General features: G+C 30.8%; 23 protein-coding genes. 13 read left to right on the top strand and 10 right to left on the bottom strand.

The annotated features are described in order from the left end of the window. Positions 1-136: 136 nt before the first annotated feature. On the top strand, positions 137-1,393 hold the full coding sequence (locus tag AXE80_RS03960) for a dihydroorotase (protein ID WP_068824653.1): 1,257 nt from the start codon (positions 137-139) through the stop codon (positions 1,391-1,393). Then, a complete protein-coding gene (locus AXE80_RS03955) occupies positions 1,394-2,038 on the top strand; it encodes an alpha/beta hydrolase (RefSeq protein ID WP_068824651.1) in 645 nt (214 codons plus the stop codon). 52 nt (positions 2,039-2,090) lie between these two features. Here the strand turns inward: AXE80_RS03955 and AXE80_RS03950 are convergent, their stop codons facing one another. Further along, a complete protein-coding gene (locus AXE80_RS03950; protein ID WP_206208157.1) occupies positions 2,091-2,255 on the bottom strand; it encodes a YqaE/Pmp3 family membrane protein in 165 nt (54 codons plus the stop codon). Positions 2,256-2,300: 45 nt separating this feature from the next. Next, positions 2,301-3,062 carry an MBL fold metallo-hydrolase gene (locus AXE80_RS03945; RefSeq protein WP_068824647.1) on the bottom strand — a complete coding sequence of 254 codons (762 nt, stop codon included), beginning with the start codon at positions 3,060-3,062 and terminating at the stop codon, positions 2,301-2,303. Between the two features lie 90 nt (positions 3,063-3,152). Between AXE80_RS03945 and AXE80_RS03940 the strand changes: the two genes are divergently transcribed. Genes AXE80_RS03940 through AXE80_RS03925 form a run of 4 tightly spaced genes read left to right on the top strand, consistent with a single transcriptional unit; the run spans position 3,153 to position 6,102 of the window. Further along, positions 3,153-4,598: a nicotinate-nucleotide adenylyltransferase gene (locus AXE80_RS03940; protein WP_068824645.1), complete on the top strand. Its 1,446-nt coding sequence runs from the start codon at positions 3,153-3,155 to the stop codon at positions 4,596-4,598. A gap of 9 nt (positions 4,599-4,607) precedes the next feature. Continuing rightward, a complete protein-coding gene (locus AXE80_RS03935) occupies positions 4,608-5,150 on the top strand; it encodes an RNA polymerase sigma factor (protein ID WP_068828667.1) in 543 nt (180 codons plus the stop codon). Between the two features lie 33 nt (positions 5,151-5,183). Then, positions 5,184-5,663 carry a hypothetical protein gene (locus tag AXE80_RS03930; protein WP_068824643.1) on the top strand — a complete coding sequence of 160 codons (480 nt, stop codon included), beginning with the start codon at positions 5,184-5,186 and terminating at the stop codon, positions 5,661-5,663. 4 nt (positions 5,664-5,667) lie between these two features. Then, positions 5,668-6,102 (top strand): Spy/CpxP family protein refolding chaperone, encoded by a 435-nt coding sequence (locus tag AXE80_RS03925; RefSeq protein ID WP_068824640.1) that lies wholly within the window; start codon positions 5,668-5,670, stop codon positions 6,100-6,102. Here the strand turns inward: AXE80_RS03925 and AXE80_RS03920 are convergent. Further along, positions 6,099-7,133, bottom strand: a complete 1,035-nt coding sequence (locus AXE80_RS03920; RefSeq protein WP_237340628.1) for a chorismate-binding protein — start codon at positions 7,131-7,133, stop codon at positions 6,099-6,101. The genes AXE80_RS03925 and AXE80_RS03920 overlap by 4 nt on opposite strands. Before the next feature lie 9 nt (positions 7,134-7,142). Next, on the bottom strand, positions 7,143-7,556 hold the full coding sequence (locus AXE80_RS03915) for a PaaI family thioesterase (protein ID WP_068824638.1): 414 nt from the start codon (positions 7,554-7,556) through the stop codon (positions 7,143-7,145). 77 nt (positions 7,557-7,633) lie between these two features. Between AXE80_RS03915 and AXE80_RS03910 the strand changes: the two genes are divergently transcribed. After that, on the top strand, positions 7,634-8,152 hold the full coding sequence (locus tag AXE80_RS03910) for an IS1096 element passenger TnpR family protein (protein WP_068824636.1): 519 nt from the start codon (positions 7,634-7,636) through the stop codon (positions 8,150-8,152). On the opposite strand, the gene AXE80_RS03905 is transcribed toward AXE80_RS03910, so the two are convergent. Together AXE80_RS03905 and AXE80_RS03900 are read right to left on the bottom strand one after the other, a co-directional pair. Next, positions 8,149-9,078 carry a GYDIA family GHMP kinase gene (locus AXE80_RS03905; RefSeq protein WP_068824634.1) on the bottom strand — a complete coding sequence of 310 codons (930 nt, stop codon included), beginning with the start codon at positions 9,076-9,078 and terminating at the stop codon, positions 8,149-8,151. The two genes, AXE80_RS03910 and AXE80_RS03905, sit on opposite strands and share 4 nt — an antisense overlap. Continuing rightward, positions 9,078-10,349, bottom strand: coding sequence for a hydroxymethylglutaryl-CoA reductase, degradative (locus tag AXE80_RS03900; protein ID WP_068824632.1), 1,272 nt, complete (start codon positions 10,347-10,349; stop codon positions 9,078-9,080). Before AXE80_RS03900 ends, AXE80_RS03905 begins: the two co-directional genes overlap by 1 nt. A 195-nt stretch (positions 10,350-10,544) precedes the next feature. On the opposite strand from AXE80_RS03900, the gene AXE80_RS03895 reads away from it, so the two are divergent. The 4 genes from AXE80_RS03895 (at position 10,545) to AXE80_RS03880 (ending at position 16,137) form a co-directional block, all read left to right on the top strand. Next, complete coding sequence (locus AXE80_RS03895; protein ID WP_157359342.1) at positions 10,545-12,359, top strand: hypothetical protein; 1,815 nt, start codon at positions 10,545-10,547, stop codon at positions 12,357-12,359. Positions 12,360-12,369: 10 nt separating this feature from the next. Beyond that, on the top strand, positions 12,370-13,671 hold the full coding sequence (locus tag AXE80_RS03890; protein WP_068824628.1) for a DUF5723 family protein: 1,302 nt from the start codon (positions 12,370-12,372) through the stop codon (positions 13,669-13,671). A gap of 110 nt (positions 13,672-13,781) precedes the next feature. Continuing rightward, the gene (locus AXE80_RS03885) at positions 13,782-15,563 is read left to right on the top strand and encodes a peptide MFS transporter (protein ID WP_068824626.1); all 1,782 of its coding nucleotides are present in this window, start codon (positions 13,782-13,784) and stop codon (positions 15,561-15,563) included. 52 nt (positions 15,564-15,615) lie between these two features. Further along, positions 15,616-16,137 carry a thioredoxin family protein gene (locus tag AXE80_RS03880; protein WP_068824624.1) on the top strand — a complete coding sequence of 174 codons (522 nt, stop codon included), beginning with the start codon at positions 15,616-15,618 and terminating at the stop codon, positions 16,135-16,137. Here AXE80_RS03880 and AXE80_RS03875 read toward each other — a convergent pair. From AXE80_RS03875 to surE, 4 genes are read right to left on the bottom strand one after another with little or no spacing between them, the layout of a single operon-like run. Further along, positions 16,134-18,146, bottom strand: a complete 2,013-nt coding sequence (locus AXE80_RS03875) for a ComEC/Rec2 family competence protein (RefSeq protein ID WP_083194574.1) — start codon at positions 18,144-18,146, stop codon at positions 16,134-16,136. The genes AXE80_RS03880 and AXE80_RS03875 overlap by 4 nt on opposite strands. A gap of 27 nt (positions 18,147-18,173) precedes the next feature. Next, entirely contained in the window at positions 18,174-19,277 is a 1,104-nt protein-coding gene (gene lpxB / locus AXE80_RS03870) for a lipid-A-disaccharide synthase (RefSeq protein WP_068824620.1), read from the bottom strand. Continuing rightward, positions 19,278-19,568: a hypothetical protein gene (locus AXE80_RS03865; protein ID WP_068824618.1), complete on the bottom strand. Its 291-nt coding sequence runs from the start codon at positions 19,566-19,568 to the stop codon at positions 19,278-19,280. After that, on the bottom strand, positions 19,561-20,340 hold the full coding sequence (gene surE / locus AXE80_RS03860; RefSeq protein WP_068824616.1) for a 5'/3'-nucleotidase SurE: 780 nt from the start codon (positions 20,338-20,340) through the stop codon (positions 19,561-19,563). Before surE ends, AXE80_RS03865 begins: the two co-directional genes overlap by 8 nt. 158 nt (positions 20,341-20,498) lie before the next feature. Here surE and AXE80_RS03855 point away from each other — a divergent pair, with 158 nt between their 5' ends. After that, complete coding sequence (locus tag AXE80_RS03855) at positions 20,499-22,607, top strand: carboxy terminal-processing peptidase (protein WP_068824614.1); 2,109 nt, start codon at positions 20,499-20,501, stop codon at positions 22,605-22,607. A gap of 4 nt (positions 22,608-22,611) precedes the next feature. Next, positions 22,612-23,658 (top strand): ABC transporter permease, encoded by a 1,047-nt coding sequence (locus AXE80_RS03850; RefSeq protein WP_068824612.1) that lies wholly within the window; start codon positions 22,612-22,614, stop codon positions 23,656-23,658. Positions 23,659-23,692 lie beyond the last annotated feature (34 nt).

The raw sequence follows: 23,692 nt of genomic DNA, 5'->3' as shown, positions 1-23,692 counted from the left end.
TCCTTGATACAATGACGAATAACGCTAAACATCTTTACGCGAAACACCAGTCAGCTCCACAGAGCAATTTTGTTTATTTCCCTATTTCTAGGGCAATTCAATTCTTATTATCCAATTTTTTGATTAAGCAAACAGCATGAATATATTATTAAAATCGGCTACCGTTTTTGACCCTAAAAGTACGCATCATAAAAAAACAGTTGATGTTTTAATAGAAAATGGTCTTATTTCTAAAATAGACAACTCTATTAATTGTCCCCAAAATTGCGAGGAAATCAATCTAGAAAACTTAACCATATCTAACGGATGGTTTGATGCTAGTGTAAGTTTTGGTGAGCCAGGATACGAGGACAGAGAAACCATTGAAAACGGAATACAAGTTGCTGCAAAAAGCGGATTTACACAAATTGGTTTAAACTCCAACTGCTATCCTTTTACGGATTCTAAATCCATGGTAAATTATTTAAAAACCAAAGCATCAGGTAGTCCAGTAACAATATATCCTATAGGTAGTTTAACCAAAAAGAGCGAAGGAAAAGAAATTGCTGAATTGTACGATATGCAACAAGCAGGTGCTATTGCTTTTAATGACTATAAAAAAGGTATTAAAAATGCCAACTTGGTTAAAATTGCTTTACAATACACACAAAGTTTTGGCGGATTAGTGATGAGTTACCCTAATAACTGCAACATTTCTGGAGAAGGAATTGTTAACGAAGGAATTAGCAGCACTCATTTAGGATTAAAAGGAATTCCTGCTTTGGCAGAAGAATTACAAGTAAGCAGAGATTTATTTTTACTAGAATATACGGGTGGAAAACTTCATATTCCAACCATTAGTACTGCAAAATCTGTGGCACTGATTAAAGAAGCTAAATCAAAAGGTTTACAGATAACTTGTAGTGTAAGTGCAGATCACCTAACCATTACAGATGAAGAACTAAAAAGTTTTGATGCCAATTATAAAATTGCTCCACCATTAAGAACACAAAGTGATGTAGAGGCTTTAATAGAAGGATTAAAAGAAGGAACAATAGATTTTATTACTTCGGATCACGATCCTATAGATATTGAAAACAAAAAACTTGAATTTAGCAATGCTATTGACGGAAGTATTGGTTTAGAAAGTTTATTTGTGAGTTTACAAGAAACATTAGGTTTAGAACTTATTATTGAAAAGTTAACAACTATTCCTCAAACCATTTTTGGATTAAAAACATCTACTATTAAAGAAGGGGAAAAAGCCAACATCAGCTTATTTACCACAAAAGGAACAGGAACTTTTACCTTAAACAATATTTTATCTACCTCAACAAACAGTGCGTATTTAGGTAAAAAAACTACAGGAAAAGTTTATGGTACTTACAATAACGGAATCTTAACTTTAGCTTAAATGACAGATTTATCTTTAGAATACTTGGTTCAAGAACCTAAAATTAAAACAGACAAAACACCTTTAATTTTACTTATTCACGGATACGGAAGCAATAAAGAAGATTTATTTTCTTTTGCTAGCGAATTACCACAACAAGCTTTAGTAGTAAGTGTGCAAGCCCCAATAGCTTTGCCTTTTGGTGGTTATGCATGGTACAGTATTAGTTTTGATGCTGATGAAAACAAATTTTCTGACCCTGATGAAGGAAAAGATTCTGTTCAAAAATTGAATGTTTTTTTAGATGAAATTATAGAAAAATATAAGGTTGACACCAACAATATCTTTTTAACAGGGTTTAGTCAAGGAGCTATTTTAAGCTATGCTTTTTCTTTTACTTTTCCAGAAAAAGTACAACATGTAGTAGCTTTAAGCGGATATTTTAATCACGATTTTTTAATAGAAAAACCAATTAAAAACAAGGTAGATTATTTTATCTCTCACGGAACTGTAGATCAGGTAATCCCAATTGACTGGGCTAGAAAAGCTCCAGAATTTTTAACTTCTATTGGGGTTGATAATACTTATAAAGAATATCCTGTAGGACATGGAATTCATCCCAATAATTTTTACGAATTTAAAGATTGGATTTTAAAACGTATATAACCTAAATAAAAACGCTCAACATAAGTTGAGCGTTTTTGTTTTTATAAAATATTTAGTCTTGTGTAACCACCCATAAACTATGTATAATCCCTGGGAAATAAAAAACAAAACATAAAACTATATTAATCAGTAAATGTTTGTCTACGCCTCTTTTTAAATAAACTGCTAATGGAGGTAACAAAATAGCTAGTACAATAAGTAAAATTTTATTTGTCATCATTATTAAATTAAAATTACCTCTCTAAAATACAAATAATTAGATTTACATTTCTATTTGTAAACCATCATAAGCTAAAAAAACATTTTTAGGTAATGATTTACTAACTTCTTTATGAAAACCTAAACGATGACTAATATGTGTAAAATAAGCTTTTTCTGGATTGATTAATTTAACCATTTCTAAAGCTTCTTCTAAATTCATATGCGTTGGGTGTGCTTCAATCCTTAATGCACTTAACACAATTGTTTTAACTCCTTTTAATTTTTCTAAGGAATAATTACTAATTGATTTTACATCCGTTAAGTACGCAAAATCATCAATTCTATACCCTAAAATTGGTAAACCCCCATGATCAACCTCAATAGGAATAATCGTTTTATTTTTAAATTGAAAAGATTTCTCGTCAACAATATTAGGAATTACTGATGCCGCTCCAGGATATCTGTTTTCTGTACTAAAAATATAATCATACCTTTTTGCTAAGCTATCTATAACCCTAGGCATACCATAAACAGGCATTGATCCAGCTTTATAACAAAAAGGTCTAATATCATCTAAACCTGCTATATGATCAGAATGCTCGTGAGTAAACAAAATACCATCAATATCTTTAATATTATTGTTTAAAATTTGTACTCTAAAATCCGCGCCACAATCTATTAAGCAAGTTCCATTTTCCCATTGAATATGGATTGAAGAACGCATTCTTTTATCTTTTATATCTGTTGAAAAGTTTACGGGTTCATCAGATAATAACATTGGAATACCTTGAGAAGTACCTGTGCCTAAAAAAGTTACTTTCATGAATAAAAATCTTCTCTCAAAAATACGAAAACGCAGTTACTTACGGCACAAATTTTGGTATATTTGAAGGTGAACATTGAACCTATCAATATGGCTGTAATACACAAAGGAGATATTCCTGTAGAAAATATTCTAACCAGTAAAACAAAAGCTCTTAAAATAAACCTTAACAAAAACATTTACGGAACATTTTCCGAAATTGGAGCTGGGCAAGAAACCGTAAGACATTTTTTTAGAGCAGGAGGTTCTTCTGGAACTATTGCCAAAGCGATGAGTGCCTATGACAAAGACTTTTCTGATGCTATTTATGGAGTTGAAGAACATCACCGATATGTAACTGAGAGTCGCTTAAAAAAAATGTTACGTCACGAAATTCAATTGATAGAAGATCGTCTTGATAGAGCAAAACATCCAGAAAAAATTTATTTTTCCTATGCCAACACTGTTGCCACTATAGATTTTGCTAAAAAATTTAAAGGGCATGGATGGGTCGGAATTCAATTTCAATTAGATCCTAACGAACCTTATAACGAAATTGTATTACACACTCGTTTTAAGCAAACAGATGCCACTTTACAACAAGAAACCCTTGGACGTTTAGGAGTAAATTTAATTTATGGGGCTTTTTATTATAACGATAATCCTAAAGATTTAATAAAATCTTTATACGACAATATTGATCTTGATGAGATTGAAATTGACATGATTAACTTTTCTGGGCCTCGTTTTACTTATGTAGATAACAGATTAATGAGTTTGCAATTGGTTAGAAATGGAATGACCAATGCGGTGATGTTTGACTCTTTAGGGAAAAACCTTTTACCTGCTCAAGAATTATACAAAAAGAATATTTTGGCTTTAAGAGGTCGTTTTAGACCTGTTACTAAAGTTAACATGGATGTTTACGAAGGTTCTCAAAAACTATTTTTTGAAAACAAAAGAGTAGATCCTAAAAGTACCAGAACCATTTTTGAAATCACTCTTTCTAACTTAAAAAATGAAGGAGAAATAAATGAGCGAGACTTTTTAGACCGTGCCGATTTATTATGTTCTCTAGGGCAAATTGTAATGATTACCAACTTCCAAGAATACTATAAATTGGTGGAGTATTTTGGAGAATTTACCAACGAGCAAATAGGTTTTGCCATGGGAACCGATAGTATTATGAATATTTTTGATATTAAATACTACAACAATCTTAAAGGAAGTATTTTAGAAGGAATAGGTAAATTATTCTCTAATAACTTAAAAATATACCTATACCCTATTTTAGGAGAAGATGAAACTTCAATCATTGATAGTAATAATTTAAGACTTAACCACAAGGTTAAAGAATTATATAAATACTTTAAACAAGCTAATAAAATTATAGACATTAAAGAATACGATGTTGCTCACATGAAGATTCAAGGTCAAGATGTGTTTAGAAAAATTAGCGCTAATGAAGATGGTTGGGAATCTATGCTTCCTGAAGGAATTGCAGAAACTATTAAATTTAAAGGATTATTTGGCTACAGAAAAAAAATAAATCCATAATTAGTTTTGATAGACGAAGAACAAAGACTAATTAACGATTTAAAAAATGCCAAAACACAATCTAAGGCATTTGATGAATTAGTGAAACTATATAAGGTTCGCTTGTATTGGCATATCCGTAAAATAGTAATTAGTCACGACGATACTGATGATGTACTACAAAACACTTTTATCAAAGTATTTAAGAACATTCATGGTTTTAAAGAAGAGAGCAAACTTTTTTCTTGGATGTACCGTATTGCCACTAATGAAGCCATTTCATTTTTAAACAAAAGAGCTAAAAAAAGTAATTTAGATATAGATGAATATCAAAAAGAACTAAGAAGTTCCTTACAAGATGATGAACTTTTTGATGGTGATAGTATTCAATTAATTTTACAAAAAGCCATAGCAGAACTACCACAAAAACAACAATTGGTATTCAATATGAAATATTATGATGAAATGAAGTACGAAGAAATGTCTGAAATTTTAGAAACTTCTGTAGGGGCTTTAAAAGCTTCATACCATCATGCTGTAAAAAAAATAGAAGCTTTTATAAAAAAACATTAAACCTTTTACTAATTAGAGCATCTAATTAATAACATGAATAAAGACCATCAACATAACGACCAATTTTTAAAGGATTTAACCCAAGAAAAAAATCCATTTAAAACGCCTGAAAATTACTTTGATAATTTATCAGAAAAATTATCTGTTGATATTTTTGAGCAAAGCTTGCCTAAGAAAACTGGTTTTAAAACCCCTGATAATTATTTTGAAAACTTTAAGGTTAACAAGCCTAAGAGTAAAATAATTACGTTATTACCTTTTATATCAGTTGCCGCTGTTCTTGCTTTTGGATTGTTTATATTTAGCAATTATAACACACCAAATATAGATGCGTTGAGTAACGAAGAAATCATTAACTACCTTAGTTCTGATGATGGATTAGAAACCAACGACATTTTAGAAAACACTATTATTAATACAGATAATATTATGTTTGCTAGTTTAGACAATATTGAAATAGATATCGATCAACTAGATATGGAATTAAATGAATATGATATTATAGAATATTAATCTTATGAAAAAACATATAACTCTAATCGCTTTATTTTTATTAACAAGTTCTATTGTTTTCGGACAAGGAAATGATAAAAACTCTCGTGAAAAAATAGCAACTGCCAAAATTAGTTTCATTTCAAACGAATTGTCTCTTACACCTGAACAAGCAGAAAAATTCTGGCCTGTTTACAATAGTTTAAAAGATGAGATATACTCTTTATATCAACAAAAAAGAGAACTAGAAAGAAACGTAAATCACGATAAAATTACCGAGAAACAAGCTAAAATTGTCCTTGAAAAAATCATAGCAAAAAATCAAGAAATAGACCGTAAAAAGGCCGATTTCATGAAGGATTTAGGTAAAATTCTTAACAACAAACAATTGCTTAAACTTAATTATGCTGAACATAAGTTTAAAAAGACTTTGTTAGAAAGAATAAAAAAAGAACACTAAAGTACCGATTTAATTATCTGACTTTTTGCAACTGTTTCTTCCCATTCTTTTTGGGCGTTACTCTCTGTAGTTATTCCGCCTCCTACATATAAAATAGCTGTATTATTTAATAACTGAAAACATCTTAAATTCACAAAAAAAGAAGTTTCTTCAGCAATATTTAACACACCTAAATAACCACTATAATAAGACCTATTGTAGTTTTCATTTTGCAAAATAAATGTTTTACTCAATTCTTTAGGCAAACCACATACCGCTGGTGTAGGATGCAATAACTTAACTAAAGATTGAACATCTTTTGATTTACGTAACCTACCTGTAATATTGGTTTTTAAATGCAACAAACTTCCCGCTTTTACAGTTTCTACCTTAGACAACTCTAAATCATCAACTACATTTTCTAAATGCTGTTGAATAAAATCAGAAACCATTTGTTGTTCTTCCAACTCTTTTTCTCCCCAAATAGGATTTATATCACCTTTAAATGGTTGGGTTCCTGCCAAAGCCATCGTTTTAAACTTGTTCCCTACAACTTTTAACAAAGTTTCTGGAGTTGCTCCCATCCACAAACCAACTTTAGGATGAAACCAAACATAAACATAAGCATTGGCGTATTTATTAATTAACTTATTATACACTGCCAACAAATCAAAATCAGGAACCAAGACCTCTTCTTTTCTAGATATTACAATTTTAGAAAGTTCTGTTTCCTTTATTGTGTTTATCGCATTATTAACAATATTGATGTGATTTAACTTTTCATCCTCGTTATTGTTATAAACATTCTTTTTCAACTCAAAATCAACACTTTGTACTTGGTCTACAAAACAAATATCTGGTTTTATTAAAATTGCTTTATCAGCATCATTAAAAGGTGCAAAAACAAACCCTGAAGCTGTAAAATCTTCAAATTCAATCAACTCATCAGTATCCTGAATAATGACATGAATTTTATTTTCATTTGGATTTTTATAAGCAACAAAAGGCTTTTGTGCCTTATATGCACTATTTATTTGTTCGGAATATTTCAATCTTAAAGCTTACTTAGGTAATACAATATTGGTGATTTTACACAAAGAAATTAAAGCACCTTCTTCATCAGTAATAGTTATTTGCCACAAGTGTGTAGTTCTTCCCTTGTGAATAATTGTAGCTTTTGCCGTAACCACTCCTTCTTTTTTACTTTTTAAATGATTTGCAGAAATCTCAATTCCTTTAACAGTATATTCTTTAGGATTTATAAACAAAAAAGATGCTGCACTACCTACACTTTCGGCCAAAGCAACTGTTGCTCCTCCGTGTAACAATCCCATAGGTTGATGAACCTTTGAATTTACAGGCATTGTAGCAACCAAATAATCCTCTCCTATTTCAGTATATTTAATCCCTAATGTTTCCATTAAAGTGTTTTTACTAAACTGATTTACTTGTAGCAAAGCTTTTTCAAAATCCATTTCTCCTATTTTAATTCATGTAAAATTACATATTTATTGAGTTTTATAGCTACTTTTGCAACCATAAATTAGAAGAAATGATATACAAAATAAGAGTAATTCTAGACACTAAAAAAGATGTAATCAGAACCCTTTTGGTAGACTCATCAAGCACATTAGAGGATTTACACAAGTTAATAGCCAAAGTATTTGGTTTTAACGGTCAAGAAATGGCTTCTTTTTACAGATCTGACGATGAATGGAATCAAGGAGAAGAAATCCCTTTGTTTTCTATGGACGATGCTCCAGATGCTTTATGTATGGCTACGACTACTATTGAGCAAAACATTGAAGATCCTGAAGAAAAGTTAATTTATGTATATGATTATATGAATATGTGGACTTTCTATTGTGAATTGATAGAAGTTACCAAAACTACTACTTCTGAGTTACCTAAGTTAATTTTAACGATAGGTGAAGTTCCTGATGAAGCTCCAGAAAAAGAATTTAAAGCAGATAAACCTGAAAAAGATGCGTTTGATTTAGATGATGATGACTTTGATACTCATTTTGATGAGTTTGATAGCCTAGACGATATTGATTTTGATAAATATTAATTCAAAATCATATCGTTGTAAGCGATAATTGTGTGGTAATTTTTATTTAAAAAGTAATCTTTCACCTCTTTTTCGGTACCTGTAACCAATACAAAATCGCCTCCCCAAGCACCCAAACTTTTTACAGCTCCTTTAAAATCTGAAAATAAATTTTCTTTCACTGTCTTTACTTTTAAAACATCTGACAAGAAATTTTCATGTTCAGTTAACAATTTTGTAAACTCTTCAATTGTTTTAGCAGCAATCATGCGGTTTGTTAAATCATTAACTTTATCTATATATTGCTGTTTATCAACAGACAAAGAACGATACATTTTAATTCCCTCTTTACTATCTTGTTTTTGATTTAAATGCACAAAAAACAATTGATTTTTGTAATCAGGACAAAACAAAACCTCTTTCACACTAGGTGCTACACCATTTCTTTGATATGTTATTGGATGATTGTTTTGTGCACAAGCAATATCATACCCACTTCCTCCAAAAGATTTATCTAACAATTCAAAAGCATTTACTTTTGCCCAAGTAGCGATATTATTAATTAAGGTAGACGAAGTTCCCAATCCCCAATTATTAGGAAAACTTAAATGAGTCGTTACCTCTAACCCCCTACAGTTTTCAAGAAAATCAGTATTCAGTGATTTAGCTGTTTTTAAAATTTCTTGTAAAGTTTTAGCTATTTTCCCTTCTTCATTCTGAACAGAAAAACTATTGATAACTGTAAAATTCTCATCAATATTAAACTCCGTACTAAACCAACACTGCCCCTCTACATTGTAACTTTTCCAAAGAATGGTATTTGTATTAGTATTTATTATTTCTAAAGACTGTCCGTATTTGGTTGGCAATGCCAAAGAAACCGCACCATCTAAAACAAGGTACTCTCCAGAAATCAACAACTTACCATGACTATAAAAACGCTGCATTAAGCTCTAATTTTTTTCAAAACATCGGCAACACCACTATAACTAACAGTTTGTCCTGACAATTCTTTGGTTACTTTTTCTTTTTCATCAGGAGTAGCTTCTAATTGATTTAGAATATTCCCTAAATGCATTTTCATATGTCCTTCTTGAATCCCAGTAGTTGTTAAAGCCCTTAAAGCCGCAAAATTTTGAGCCAATCCTGCCACAGCAATAATTTGCATCAATTCTTTTGCTGATGGATTACTTAACATTTCTAAAGACAATTTAGATAATGGATGAGTACTTGTTAATCCCCCAACAGTTCCAAGTGCCAATGGTATTTCTATTGAAAAAGTAAAAACATCATTTTCTACTTTACAAGAAGTTAAACTTTTGTATTTACCCGATTTTGCTGCATAAGCATGTACTCCTGCTTCTACAGCTCTAAAATCATTACCGGTTGCAATAACCACAGCGTCTATTCCATTCATTACCCCTTTATTATGGGTAACTGCTCTATGCGGATCTACATTAGCAATATCAACAGCTTGTTTCATTTTTTTGGCAAACAAAGCCCCATCTATAGGATGTAGCTGATCAACCTTACAACTAACTTCTGCTCTAACCAAACACTCAGGAACATAATTAGACAAAATACTCATAACGATCTTAACATCATCATTTTTAAACTCTTGAGCCATCGCTTCTAAACAAGAGTTGATAAAATTAGCTCCCATTGAATCTTTTGTCTCAAAAGTTACATGTAACTGATAGTAATGCTCTAAATCTTTTGTTTTATCCCTTAGTTCAATATCTAAAATTCCTCCACCACGTTTACGCATGTTTTCAGTAATCTTATCTGTAATAGATATCAAATCAGATTTTTTCTCAGAAAAATACTTTTCTATCACAGCTTTATCACCCTCATACATAAAATGAACCTGACCAACTTTAACAGTATTGATAACTTCTGCTTTAAACCCTCCTTTGTCCGACCAAAATTTAGCAACCAACGATGCGGCTGCTACTACTGAACTTTCTTCAATAGCCATTGGAATGGTGTAATGCTTATTATTAATAATAAAATTAGGAGCAATACCAAAAGGCATATAATAATTAGACACTGTGTTTTCTATAAAATCATCGTGTAATTGTTGTAGTTTTTTATCAGAATTCCAATATAAACGAAGTATATCACTTGCATTTACATTGTCTTTTAAAAAATAATTTGACAACCATTCTATTTTCTGTTCTTTATTTAGTTTAGAAAAACCAGAGACTAATTTTGGCATTGAGTACTATATAAAAATTTTCGACAAATATACACCGCTTATTTTAAACTTAGCCAAAACTAAAACAGTAGCATTTTTTTCATGTTTTTTATTTAATAAAAATTTAACAAACGTTAATTGAGATAACATTTGTTAAACAAAGTTGGTTTTAGTATTTTTGGTATTACAACTATACACAACATTATGAAAAACTACATGAAAAAGACAAGAATGCATATTCTTGCTTCAACTATACTGTGCTTAAGCATAGTAAGTTGTTCCGACTCCTTCGACACTTCATTTTTTGACAAAGAAATTGAAGATCCTGAATTTGATATATCTATAAGTGGATTACCCATTGGATATATAAACTACTCTGCTAAAGAATTATTTGAAGAGCTAAATGAAGACCTTACTGTTAGCACGGGTACTAATGACATTATTAGTTTTTCTTATTCACAAACATTAGATGGTTCTGGAAACGCTGATTTTGTAAGCGTAGACGATCAAAATTTCAATGGAGACTTTGATCTTTTAGCATCTTCTGGTTTAGTAGGTAGTGCACCTTATGTTCCTGGAGCAGTCCCTGGAGATGAAGTGAGTAAATCTTTTAAAGATATTAAAGAATTAACCAAGGCAGGTGGAGCTTCATTAGACGTTGAATTAACAAGTGCAGACTTTTCTAACGGTACATTCACTATTACTTTGGCTACTACTACACAAGCTAAAACTGTAGTTGAATTTACAATTCCTTCTTTACAAAGAAAAGACCCTAATAACCCAGGTAGTTATAACAGAACTTTCACTCTTAATGACAAATCAGGTCCAGATCAAAACTCAATTACAGTAGATTTAAATAACTATACTTTTGATTTTACTTTTGACGATTTAAACCCTGATAGTAATAACGGAGTTAACAACATAGCTGTTAAACTTGACGCTACTGTTACTTTTGAAGCAGGTGATGTCGTAAGTTCAGATGATACCTTAACTTATACAGTTTCTCTTAACTCTCCAGAAGTTGAATCTGCTGAAGGAGATTTTAAACAAAGTGCATTTAATGTAAATGGACAAACATTTGACTTAGATTTCTTTAACGATATTGGTGATGGTTCCTTAACTTTTGAAAACCCTATTTTAACCCTTTCTGCAACCAATGAATACGGTTTTCCTGTAGGAATAAACTTAGATGGTATTTCTACTAATGCTTCTAATAACAATATATTAATCATTACAGATGATAGCCCAACAGATGATAATATTGAACCAATTGCTGGTGGAACTGGAACTTATGCAATTATTGACGCTGGATTAATCTCAGGAGCTACAACTTCAGACATTACCTTAAACAGTAGTAACTCTAACTTGTCTGATTTATTATCTGAAAAACCTACAGAATTTAATTTACAAGTAAGCGGTACTTCTAACCCTAACTCACCAACGGGAAACACAAACTTTTTTAACGTTAACAATACCTTAAATGTTAGTGTTGATGTAGAGTTACCATTACATGTTTCTTTTGATGATGTAACTTTTAACCCAGAACCTATTGATTTAGATCTTGATGATGACATTCAAGATAATGCTAAACAATTATCTTTAAGAGTTGCTACTAAAAATACCATTCCATTTAACGGAACTATTCTTTTAGATTTTGTTGATGATAAAGGGGATGACAATGAAAGCAATGATGATGTTTTATTTTCTAAATCTGTTCAAGCTATTGTTGCCGCTCCAGTAGGAAATGATGGTTTCTCTACCTATACATTAGATGCTAACAACGTATTAAAAGATGCTAACGATAATGTTATTGAAGCACATGTCCCTATGAATGGTGATGATTTTGCCGTTACTTTTAGTGAATCTGAAATTGCTTTAATCGGTGATGCTACTATTGTTAAACTATCAATTGTATTTGATACTGATAGCAATGGCGATGGAACTGCAACAGCTGTAAAAGTAAAAAGTACAGATCAAGTAAGAATTGACTTGGCTTTAAAAGGAGATTTAAAAATAAACACTAATAACTAAATCTACAGACATGAAAAATTATACAAAATTAATAGCAACAATTGCTTTCACTGTCTTAGGTTATAACAGTGTTAAAGCTCAAAGCGAAGTTTCTTTCTTTCATTTAGGAGATTATGTTCAACAATCTACAGACGTTTCTCCTGTATATATTCCTAAAAACTCATTCTCATTTGGTTTACCAAGTATTGGTTTGGCTGTAGGAAATGGATTTGCTTCTTCAGATTTATTAACTCCTGTTACAGGGACAGAAAAGTTAGAATACAACTACAAAAATGTTTATAATACTCTTGACAGTGATTATAACCAATTAAATCAAAAAGTTACTTTAAACATTTTAAACTTAGCCTTTAAACGTAAACACGGTTCTATTAGTTTCTTTGTAAATGCAAAGCAAAACATGGGATGGCACATGAGTAAAAATGGTATTGTTAATTTACTTGCTAATGGTATTAACGATGAAGTACTTTTTAATGATAAAATTAACACAACTGTATATGCAGAAGGAGGAGTTGGATTTACTCAACAATTCTTAAACGATAAATTAGCAGTAGGAGTTCGTGTTAAATACATTATTGGATTGGCAAATGGTTCTACAGAAGAAGATGGTTTTGCTAAAATTAATGTAAACGATGATTTAACATGGACCATTAACACACAAAATGCAATTGCTAGAGTTTCTGGATACAGAGATGGTGAAGACTACGAATTCTCTACAGCAAATACTGGTTTTGGTTTTGATATTGGAGCTAGTTATGAAATCATACCTAATTTAGTTGTTGAAGCTGCTGTAAATGACATCGGTTCTATTACTTGGAAAGAAAAAGTAACTGAATACTACTTAGAAGATGTTACCAACTTAGTTGTTGACGGAGTTGATTTAGACACTGACGGTGATATTATAGAGGAATTAGGAGATAAATTAGCTGATGATGTAGGTCACGGAGAAAGAGAAGGTGAAAGCTACAAAACATCTTTAGCTACCAACACTTATATTTCTGCTAGCTATAAATTAGGTGGAATTCACCAATTTAGAGCCACTATGTTTAACGATCTAAAAAACAAAGACAATTCTGCTACCATTGCTTTAGGTTATAATGTTGCTTTAGACAGAACAACTTATGGGGTTGTTGGTATTAAAAACGCTCAAGGAGACATTGATTTTGGTTTAAACTTAGCTACTAAATTAGGGCCATTACAAATTTTCTTAGCTACTGATAATATCAACAAAGTACTTGGAGCTGTTCAAGACATTAAACAAGTAAACTTAAGATTTGGTCTTAACTTTGTTTTTGGTTATAACAAGTGGTTATAAAAAACATTATTACTTTATAAAAAAGCTGCCTATGGGCAGCTTTTTTTATTTTAGCTATCAAAAGAAAATACAATAATGTATTTTTAGTTTTTTTTAAAATCAAGAAGTATATGGAATATGTATTTGGTGGTAGTGAAACCAATCAAAAGAAAGTTCTTGGACACCCCTCTGGACTATTTGTTTTGTTCTTTACAGAAATGTGGGAAAGATTTTCTTTCTATGGAATGAGAGTTTTATTGGTTAATTTTTTAACCATGGCCATTACAGGCGTAGATAACCCTGGTTGGGGTTGGAGAGCAGAACAAGCCGGAGCATTATTTGGTACTTATGCTGGTTTATTGTATTTGACACCTTTAATAGGAGGTGTTATTGCCGATAAGTTTACCGGATACAAATGGGCGGTTGTGATTGGTGCTGCTATTATGACATTAGGACATGCTTCAATGGCCTTAGAAACTGAAGCTACTATGTACATTGGTTTAACTCTCTTGGTTTTAGGAACAGGTTTTTTTAAACCCAACATGACCTCTATTATATCTGAAATGTATAAAAAAGCCCCTCAGAAAAAAGATGGAGCTTTTACCATATACTATATGGGAGTAAACGCCGGAGCATTTTTTGGAATGATGTTATGTGGTTACTTAGCAGAGACTAAAGGTTGGGCTTACGGTTTTGGATTGGCTGGAATTTTTATGTTGTTTGGTACCATTCAATTTTGGTTATCATCTCCCCTTTTTGGTGAAATAGGAGAAACTCCTAAAAAAGAAAAATTAACCACTCAAAAAAATACTGCAAACCACTCAACAGAAAAAATTAATCCGTTTACAAGCATCGATAAAATATTAATTGTTATTTGTGCTCTTGTAGGTCTTTTATATTTGTTAGATGACCCTGCATCCAAAATTGCCAATATTCATTTATTACCTTCTACTTTAATTGGTGATTATGAAAATATCTCTGGCGCTACACAATGTATTATTTTAGCCTTAGCAGCTTTTTTATTTTTAGTTATTAGTAGAATTATTCGCTACGAAAAAGTAGTTAGAGATAGAATGATTGCTTTAATTGTATTTGCTATTTTCACCATTTTCTTTTGGATGTCTTTTGAGCAAGGAGCAACTTCTTTAATTATTTTTGCGAGAGATTATACTCAAAGAGAATTGATTGGAAACTATGCTGTTGTTTATAACATTATAAATACCTTATTAACAGTAATCCCTTTAGCCATCATATCATGGGTGTTAATATTACTTTACAAGCAAACCCATAAGCTTATAAAAACATCAAACGTTATATTAATTATTAGTTTTTTAGTGATTTGGTTAATTGTTGGCGGTATGATTTACGACCAGTTTAAATCTGAAACAACCGTTGTAACTGTTTCTTGGTTTAGCACACTAAACTCATTTTTTATTATTGCGTTGGCTTCTATTTTCTCTAAATGGTGGGAAAGTAAATACAACCCAACATCTGCACAAAAATATAGTTTAGGACTTATTTTATTAGGAATTGGTTTTGCCTTTTTGGCTTTTGGAGCCAACACGATTCCCTCTGATGCTGTAGCAGGAACTTTTAGAGTAAGTATGATTTGGTTAATTTTTGCTTATTTATTTCACACACTTGGAGAACTTTGTTTATCACCGGTAGGTCTTTCGCAAGTTAGTAAACTAGTACCTGCAAGAATGATTGGTTTTATGTATGGAATGTGGTATTTAGCCATTGCTATAGGAAACAAAGTTGCTGGTTCTTTAGGAGGACAAATTGAAGCCATTACTGCCAAATACGATATCTCTACTTTTTTCTTAATTTTTACCTTAGTACCTATCATCGCTGGAATTGTTATTGCTTTATTAAACAAAACTTTGGTACGAAAAATGCATGGAATAGATTAATCTTTTTGTAAGACTTTTAAAACTCATCGACCTAAAGCTTAAATACATTTATATGAAAACATTTTTATTGTCATTATTAATTATCCCTAGTTTATTATTTGCCAATCCAGAACCTAAAACCATCAATTGGATTAGTTTTGAAAAAGCAATTGAACTAAACAAAACCAATCCTAGACCAATTTTAGTAGATGTTTATACTGATTGGTGTACATGGTGTCATAAAATGGATGCTAGTACTTATAAAGAAAATACTATCGTTGATTATATCAATAATAATTTTTATGCCGTAAAATTAAATGCCGAGCAAAAAGAACCTATCACCTATAACGATCATACTTTTAAATTTGTAGCCAATGGGAGAAGAGGATATCATGAATTTGCCAATGCTCTTTTAAATGGTAAACTTAGTTTTCCATCTACCGTATTCTTAAATAAAAAGCAAGAATTAGTACAAGTAGTCCCAGGTTATTTACAAGCTCCAATGATGGAAAAACTCATCAACTATATGGGAGAAGAGGTTTACCTTAACAAAGAATGGGCGGAGTTTGAAAAAAGTTTTAAGAGTAAAATTTAATACTTTTTATAAGCCCCTAATTCAGAAACACAATAAAAAGGCACTTGTAATTTTTTACAGGTGCTTTTCCATTTAAATTGGTTGTTTTTATAATTAGAACTTGCTATAATCACTTGTTTGGGCTTTAGTGCTGTTACCAATCTTTCAAAATTTATTTTGGGATTATTAGCCATAATTAAAATCAATTTTTTCTGTTTTAACAAATGATATGATTGTTTTTTATTGATGATTAAAAAGTTTTCATTCTTGAATTGGAACGATTCATCAGCCACACAATCAAAATATTTTAGCTTATTTTTTATTTGATTTTCTTTTAATAAATCCATCTCTTTTGGGCTTAAAGAATCTTTGCCAAAAACCATTAACTTTTTTTGATTTCTCACCGTAATTAAATCTTGGTTGTACTGATTATAAATCAATAATTCAGGAGTTTCTTTGTTTTTAAATCCATCAAACAAGAAAAACAACTGACAAATAATAATTAAAAACAAGATCCTTTTTATTCTCTTATAACTATAATCACTAACCAAATACCAAGCACAAAAAAGGAATACATAATAAAATAAAACTTGGGCTTTGGAAATGGAAATATCTTTAATAATCCATTTAGAAAATGAGGAGAAATAATAAATTACCTCTAAATAATAAGTGATAAAAACATCATAAACATTTTCTAAAAAACTTTTATTGGTACTAAAGAAAAGCTTTATTAACACAAATATTCCACCATATAAGACAATAAACAACAAGGACACCGCAAAAAAATTAGCAAATAAAAATTGTAATGGAATTTGATGAAAATAATATAAGGAAAGTGGTAAAACACCTAATTGAGCAATGATAGAAACCACCAATACATCAATAAAATATTGCAAAAATTTATACTTCACTTTTATCCACTTAGAAAATAATGGGTAAAATACCACTATGGAAATCACTGCAGCATAACTCAGCTGAAACCCCACATCAAACAAATAATTGGCATCTACTACTAACAACAATAACATGGAACTAATCACTGATTCTAACACCAATCTATTTCCTGTTTTTAATTTTGTTAAAGCCAAAAAACTAAACATGGTTACAGACCTTATAACAGAACTAGACAAGCCCGAAAAAATTGCAAAAGACCACAAACACATCACTACAATTACTACATAGATGTAATCCCCATGTTTAAAACGTTTTAAAAAACCAAAAGTATAAAGCAACATTAAATATAAAACTCCTACATGCATTCCTGAAATAGCAATAATATGAACCACGCCTGAGTTTGTAAAAGAAGTTTTAACTTCTTCTGTTACATCATTTTTATCTCCCAACAACATCGCTTTTATGAGACCTATGGTATTAAAAGACAAACTCGATTTCTCTAAAATGCTATTTACTGAATTTCTTAATTTCTGAAGTTGAATAAACCAAGAATTACTTTCTCCAATTTTATCAACTTTATGATTAATTTTTATTTTGGCATAAACATGTTTTCTAGCTAAATAAGTTTTATAATCAAAATCATAAGGAGATAAAGGCAGATTTATACTTTTAAAATTAGTATTACAAAGCAAAACATCTCCTATTTCTAGTTTTGATTTTACAGCCGATTTTAAAGGGATTTCCACCAATACTTTTCCTGAAGTTACTGTATTATTTACAAGACTTACATCAGCATAAAAACGCTCATAAACTTTGGTATTGGTCAGTCTTTTAACTAGTGTAACTTTGGTTAAAACCTGTTTGTTTAAAAACTTTGTGTAATGATTTTTATTTCTCAAATCATTTTGAAACTCCTGAGAAAACCAACTTATTGAAGCCCCAAACAACAGTAGTAAAAAAAAGAAAATTTGATGAGCAACCACCTTATGCATCAGACAACGATGCAATAAAAACATTATTATCAAAATGACAATTGGCAAAAAACAAATAATGTATTTGTTTGATATAGGAAATAATATCCCCAACAAAACGCCCAATAATACCTGAAACGGTATATAGGAAATTAGTAACTTCATAGCTTAATGAAGTTACTAATTATTCGTTTATTTTAAAATAGCCGCAGCTAATTTTTCTGAAGCACCAACACCTCCAAGTTTTTCGTGAAGTTCTTGATAATCTGCTAACATTTTAGCTCTCCCCTCTCCTGATAAAATTTTATCTAATTCAATAATTAAATTTTCTTTATTTAGTTCATCTTGAAGAAGTTCCTTAACAACCTCTCTATCCATAACCAAATTTACCAAAGAAAAGAATTCCATTTTTACCAACAACATTCCCACCTGATAGGTTAACCAACTAGTTTTATAACAAACAACTTCTGGCACTTTAAACAATGCTGTTTCTAAAGTTGCAGTTCCCGATGTCACTAAAGCAGCTGTAGCCACAGATAACAAATCGTAAGTTTTATTGTTGATTAATTTTACATTAGAATCCCCTATAAAAGGTTTATAAAAATTAGCCGATTTACTTGGCGCCCCGGCAATCACAAATTGATAATCTTTATAAACATCAACAACCGAAAGCATGATGGTTAAAATTTTTGTGATTTCTTGAGTTCTACTCCCTGGTAGTAAAGCAATAATAGGTTTATCATTTAATTGATGTTCTTTTCTAAAATCCTCTTCGCTAATAGGCTCTCTAGCATCAATAGCATCTAACAAAGGGTTTCCTACATAGTTTACAGGAAAGTTGTGTTTCTTTTCATAAAAATCAATTTCAAAAGGAAATATAACATGCATTTGATCTACATCTCTTTTGATTTTATGAATTCTATTTTCTTTCCATGCCCATATTTTTGGAGAAATATAATAATGAACTTTAATTCCATTCTTTTTGGCAAACTCTGCAATTCTTAAATTAAACCCAGGGTAATCTATTAAAATCAACACATCAGGATGATAATCCAATAGATCTTTTTTACAAGTATCTATATTTTTAAAAATGCTTCTGATGTTTTTTAAAACCTCTAAAAACCCCATAAAAGCAAGATCTTTATAGTGTTTTACCAAAGTACCTCCTACACTTTGCATTAAATCACCTCCCCAGAATCTAAAATCTGCCTGAGGATCTTTTTTTAACAAAGCCTTCATTAAATTAGAAGCATGTAAATCTCCCGAAGCTTCTCCAGCTATTAAGTAATATTTCATCTACAACATTTTTAAAGCAGCAAAAAGAACAGCTAATAATACCACAGCCATTAATACTCCCCTTGCAATATAATCTCTTTTATTTTTTATCAACAAATGAAAAACCAAGGCATTAGGCAAAGTACCCAAAGTGATTATTTTTGTTAACAACCCACTAGCTAATAATTTGTTAAATGTGTTTTGTAAATCGTTTGTTGGCAATAAAATCAACATAAAAATAAAAGAACCCAATGCACTTACCAAAAAGCCCAAGATAGTTCCTGCCAACACCTGTTTTACAATATTATTCATTTAATTTCCAAGTATTTAATTTCTGAATCATATGATGAGCAGTTAAATCAAACTGAATTGGAACTAATGATATGTAATTTTTTGCCAACCAATACTCATCCGTATCCTCTCCAGCATCTAAATTCTCAAACTCACCTGTTAACCAATAATATTCTTTACCAATAGGATTTGTTCTTTTGTCAAATTTTTCTCTCCAATTGGCTCTCGCCTGTCTACAAACCTTAATTCCTTTATAAGGCTCTTCAGACATTTTAGGAATATTTACATTTAGCACAACACCATCTGGCAAACCGTTTTCCAACACTTGTTTGGCAATTTTATATACAAAAGGTCTTGCTTCTTTAAAATCTGCATCTTTAGAATAATCACATAAAGAAAAACCAATTGATGGAATTCCTTCAATTCCAGCTTCAATAGCAGCACTCATTGTTCCAGAATAAATAACACTAATAGAAGAATTACTTCCGTGATTGATTCCAGATACACATAAATCTGGTTTATCTTCTAAAACTTCGTTAATAGCCAATTTAACACAATCAGCTGGTGTACCAGAACAGGCTACTTCTGCCAATGCTCCATCGGCAACTTTAACAGGTTTTAGTTCTAAAATAGCATCAATAGTAATGGCGTGCCCTTTTCCACTCTGAGGTTTATCTGGGGCTACCACATAAACATCTCCTAGCTTACACATTTCTTTAATTAAGTTTCTAATTCCTTTGGCAGTAATACCGTCATCATTAGTTACTAAAATCTTTGGCTTGTTTTTTGACATACATCGTATATTATAATTCAAATTTACTATTAATATTTAGGAAAAAACTGAACTAACCATGAGTTTATTGATAATTTGCAGATGTCCTTAAATTTATTTTAATTCCCTTTGAAAAAAACCTAAATTAGTAGCTCTCAATATAGATTTCAACAATTTACATGAAAAAATATATCAAACACATATACGTCCTAACCCTAATCATAGGACTATCAGTATTTTACAGCTTTAACACAAACCAACCAAACAAGAATCCAGAGAGGGATCAAATCCTAATGGAAGCGCTACGTTTTATTCTTGAAAAGGGACATTATGAGCCTAAAGTGATTAATGATGATTTTTCCGAAGCTGTTTTTAAAAAATATATAGAGGATTTAGACCCTTATAAACGTTACTTTTTAGCAAGTGATGTTGCAGAATTTAAAAAGTACTATCACGATATTGACAATCAAATTATTCGTAGAAAGTTTGATTTCTTTAACGAGGTTACAGATACTTTTGTGATGAGGTTAAAAGAATCTCAACCAATTTTTCAAGAAGTTTTAAAAAACAAATTTGATTACAATAAAAAGGAAACCATCAATTTAGATCCTAAATCAAGTGAGTACCCAAAAGATCTTGAAGCTAAAAAAGATGTTTGGCGTAAACATTTAAAGTTTTCAACTGTTAGTAAATTAACAGACGACTTAAAAGATGAAGAAGACAAGCATAAAGAAGATAAAAATTACAAAAAATTAAGTTTTGATGAACTTGAGAAAAAGGCAAGAGAAAAAACGTTAAATAATATTGAAGACTTGTATTATTACGAAGATAATACTCCAGAGAACGACAGATTTGCTATTTTCTTAAACTGTATCACAGCTCAGTTTGACCCTCATACCAATTACTTTGCTCCAGACATGAAGAAAAAGTTTGATTCTAGTATGGCTGGATCAATTGAAGGAATTGGAGCTAGACTTTCTGATGAAAGAGGTTACACTAAAATTGTTGAATTAATTGCTGGTGGACCTGCTTACAAGCAAGGAGAATTAGAAGTTGGAGATATTATTACCAAAGTTGCACAAGGTACAGATGCAGAACCTACAAATATTGTTGGAATGCGTTTAACAGATGCTATTGAGTTAATTAAAGGTAAAAAAGGAACCACGGTAGTTTTAACAGTAAAAAAAGTTGATAATACTTATAAAAAAATAGCGATTGTTAGAGATATCGTTGAGTTTGAAGACACTTTTGTAAAATCTACAACAACAATAAAAGACGGTAAAAAATACGGAATTATAGATTTACCTAAATTTTATATTGATTTTACTAAAAAAGGACAACGCAACTCTGCCGTAGATATGCGCAAAGAAATTGAAGAACTTAAAAAAGAAGGAATTGATGGATTAGCTATTGATTTACGTAACAACGGTGGTGGTTCTTTAAGCACAGCTATTGATATTGCTGGTTTGTTTATTGATAAAGGACCTGTGGTACAAGTAAAATACAAAGACAACAAACCAGACATTAAAAACGACACCGATAGAGGTTTACTTTGGGATGGTCCTTTAGTTATTATGGTAAACGAACTTTCTGCCTCTGCTTCAGAAATTTTAGCAGCCGCTATGCAAGACTACAAAAGAGCTGTAATTATAGGAAGCAAACAAACTTATGGTAAAGGAACGGTTCAAAACGTAATTCCTATCAATCAATATTTAAAAAACTTTAATGAAGATTTAGGAGCTTTAAAATTAACCATTCAAAAATTCTATAGAATTAACGGAGGATCTACACAATTAAAAGGTGTAAGTTCTGATATTGTTATGCCAGATAGATATAGCTATTTAGATATTGCAGAAAGAAAACTAGATGCTCCGTTAAATTGGGATCAAATAGAAAAAGCCAAATACGAACATGAAGATTACTACAGTAATTTTAATGAAGTAGTTGCGGATATGCAAAATAGCATCAATAAAAATACTCAGTTTAATAAAATTGATTCTTATGCTAAATGGCTTAAGAAAAATCAAGATAACTTAACATACCCTTTAAACATAAAAGGATATCAAGAAGAACAAGACAAGTTAAACTCAGAAGCTAAAGAATATAAAGACATTTTAAAATACGATTCTCCATATACTTTTCACTCTCCTGTTTACGAAAAAAACATGATTAAACTTGATACTATATTAAGAGATAAAAGAAAGTTTTGGCACAAAAGTTTACACGATGACATTTATGTAAATGAAGCGATTGAAACTTTAAGTAAACTAAAAGTAGCCAATAAATAATTGCATGCAACTTTTAAAAAACATGTTTTCTAAAAACCTATTAGCCAACCTTTGTGTTGGCTTTATTAGTTTTGGTGCTTTTATAGCTTTATTTGCCTATGCAATTGCTCCAGATAGTACAGCCAATGCTAACACCATGCATGTAACAATACAAACCAAACCTCCTGGTTTTTCAACTTATATGTTACAAGAAAGCAGCCAAGAAACTCAAGAAAGTTTATGGAGTACATTAATTTCGGGAAGCCAAATATATCATAAAGAAACTCCTATCAACAATAACTATAAAATTGGAGAGAAAACAATTGAATATCAGCTATTAAATCAAGAAGCAACATTAAGTATCCTTAAAAATGACCATACAAAAATCATTAAAAAAACATTTTGGTTAGGAACAGATAAATACGGAAGAGACTTGCTTAGCAGATTAATTGTAGGTGCTAGAATCTCATTCTCTATTGGAATTATAGCTGTTAGCATCTCTTTAATTATTGGTTTGGCTCTAGGAGCTTTGGCAGGATACTTTGGAGGTGTTATAGACAGTATAATTATGTGGTTGATTAATGTTACTTGGTCCATTCCAACCATCTTATTAGTTATTGCCATAACTGTAAGTTTAGGAAAAGGTTTATGGCAAATATACATTGCCGTAGGACTAACCATGTGGGTAGAAGTTGCTAGAGTTGTTAGAGGACAAACAAAAAGTGTTAAAAACCTTCAGTATATTGAAGCCGCTAAAGTCTTAGGCCTTTCTAATTTTAAAATTATTACCAAACATATTTTACCAAATATTATTGGTCCTGTTATTGTTATTTCGGCCTCAAATTTTGCTGCTTCTATTTTGGTAGAAAGCGGATTAAGTTTTCTAGGTCTAGGAGCACAACCTCCTACCCCATCATGGGGGATTATTATTAAAAATCATTATAACTATATTGTAACTGGTAAAGCTTATTTAGCCATTATACCAGGAACTTTAATTGTATTATTAGTTTTATCTTTTATGATTATAGGAAATCAATTAAGAGACTATTGGGATGTAAAAACCAATCATTAGATACTACTAATGAGACACTACTATTTTAATGACT

Source organism: Wenyingzhuangia fucanilytica, assembly GCF_001697185.1.
GTDB lineage: Bacteria > Bacteroidota > Bacteroidia > Flavobacteriales > Flavobacteriaceae > Wenyingzhuangia > Wenyingzhuangia fucanilytica.
This window is presented reverse-complemented; position numbering and strand designations above follow the sequence as displayed.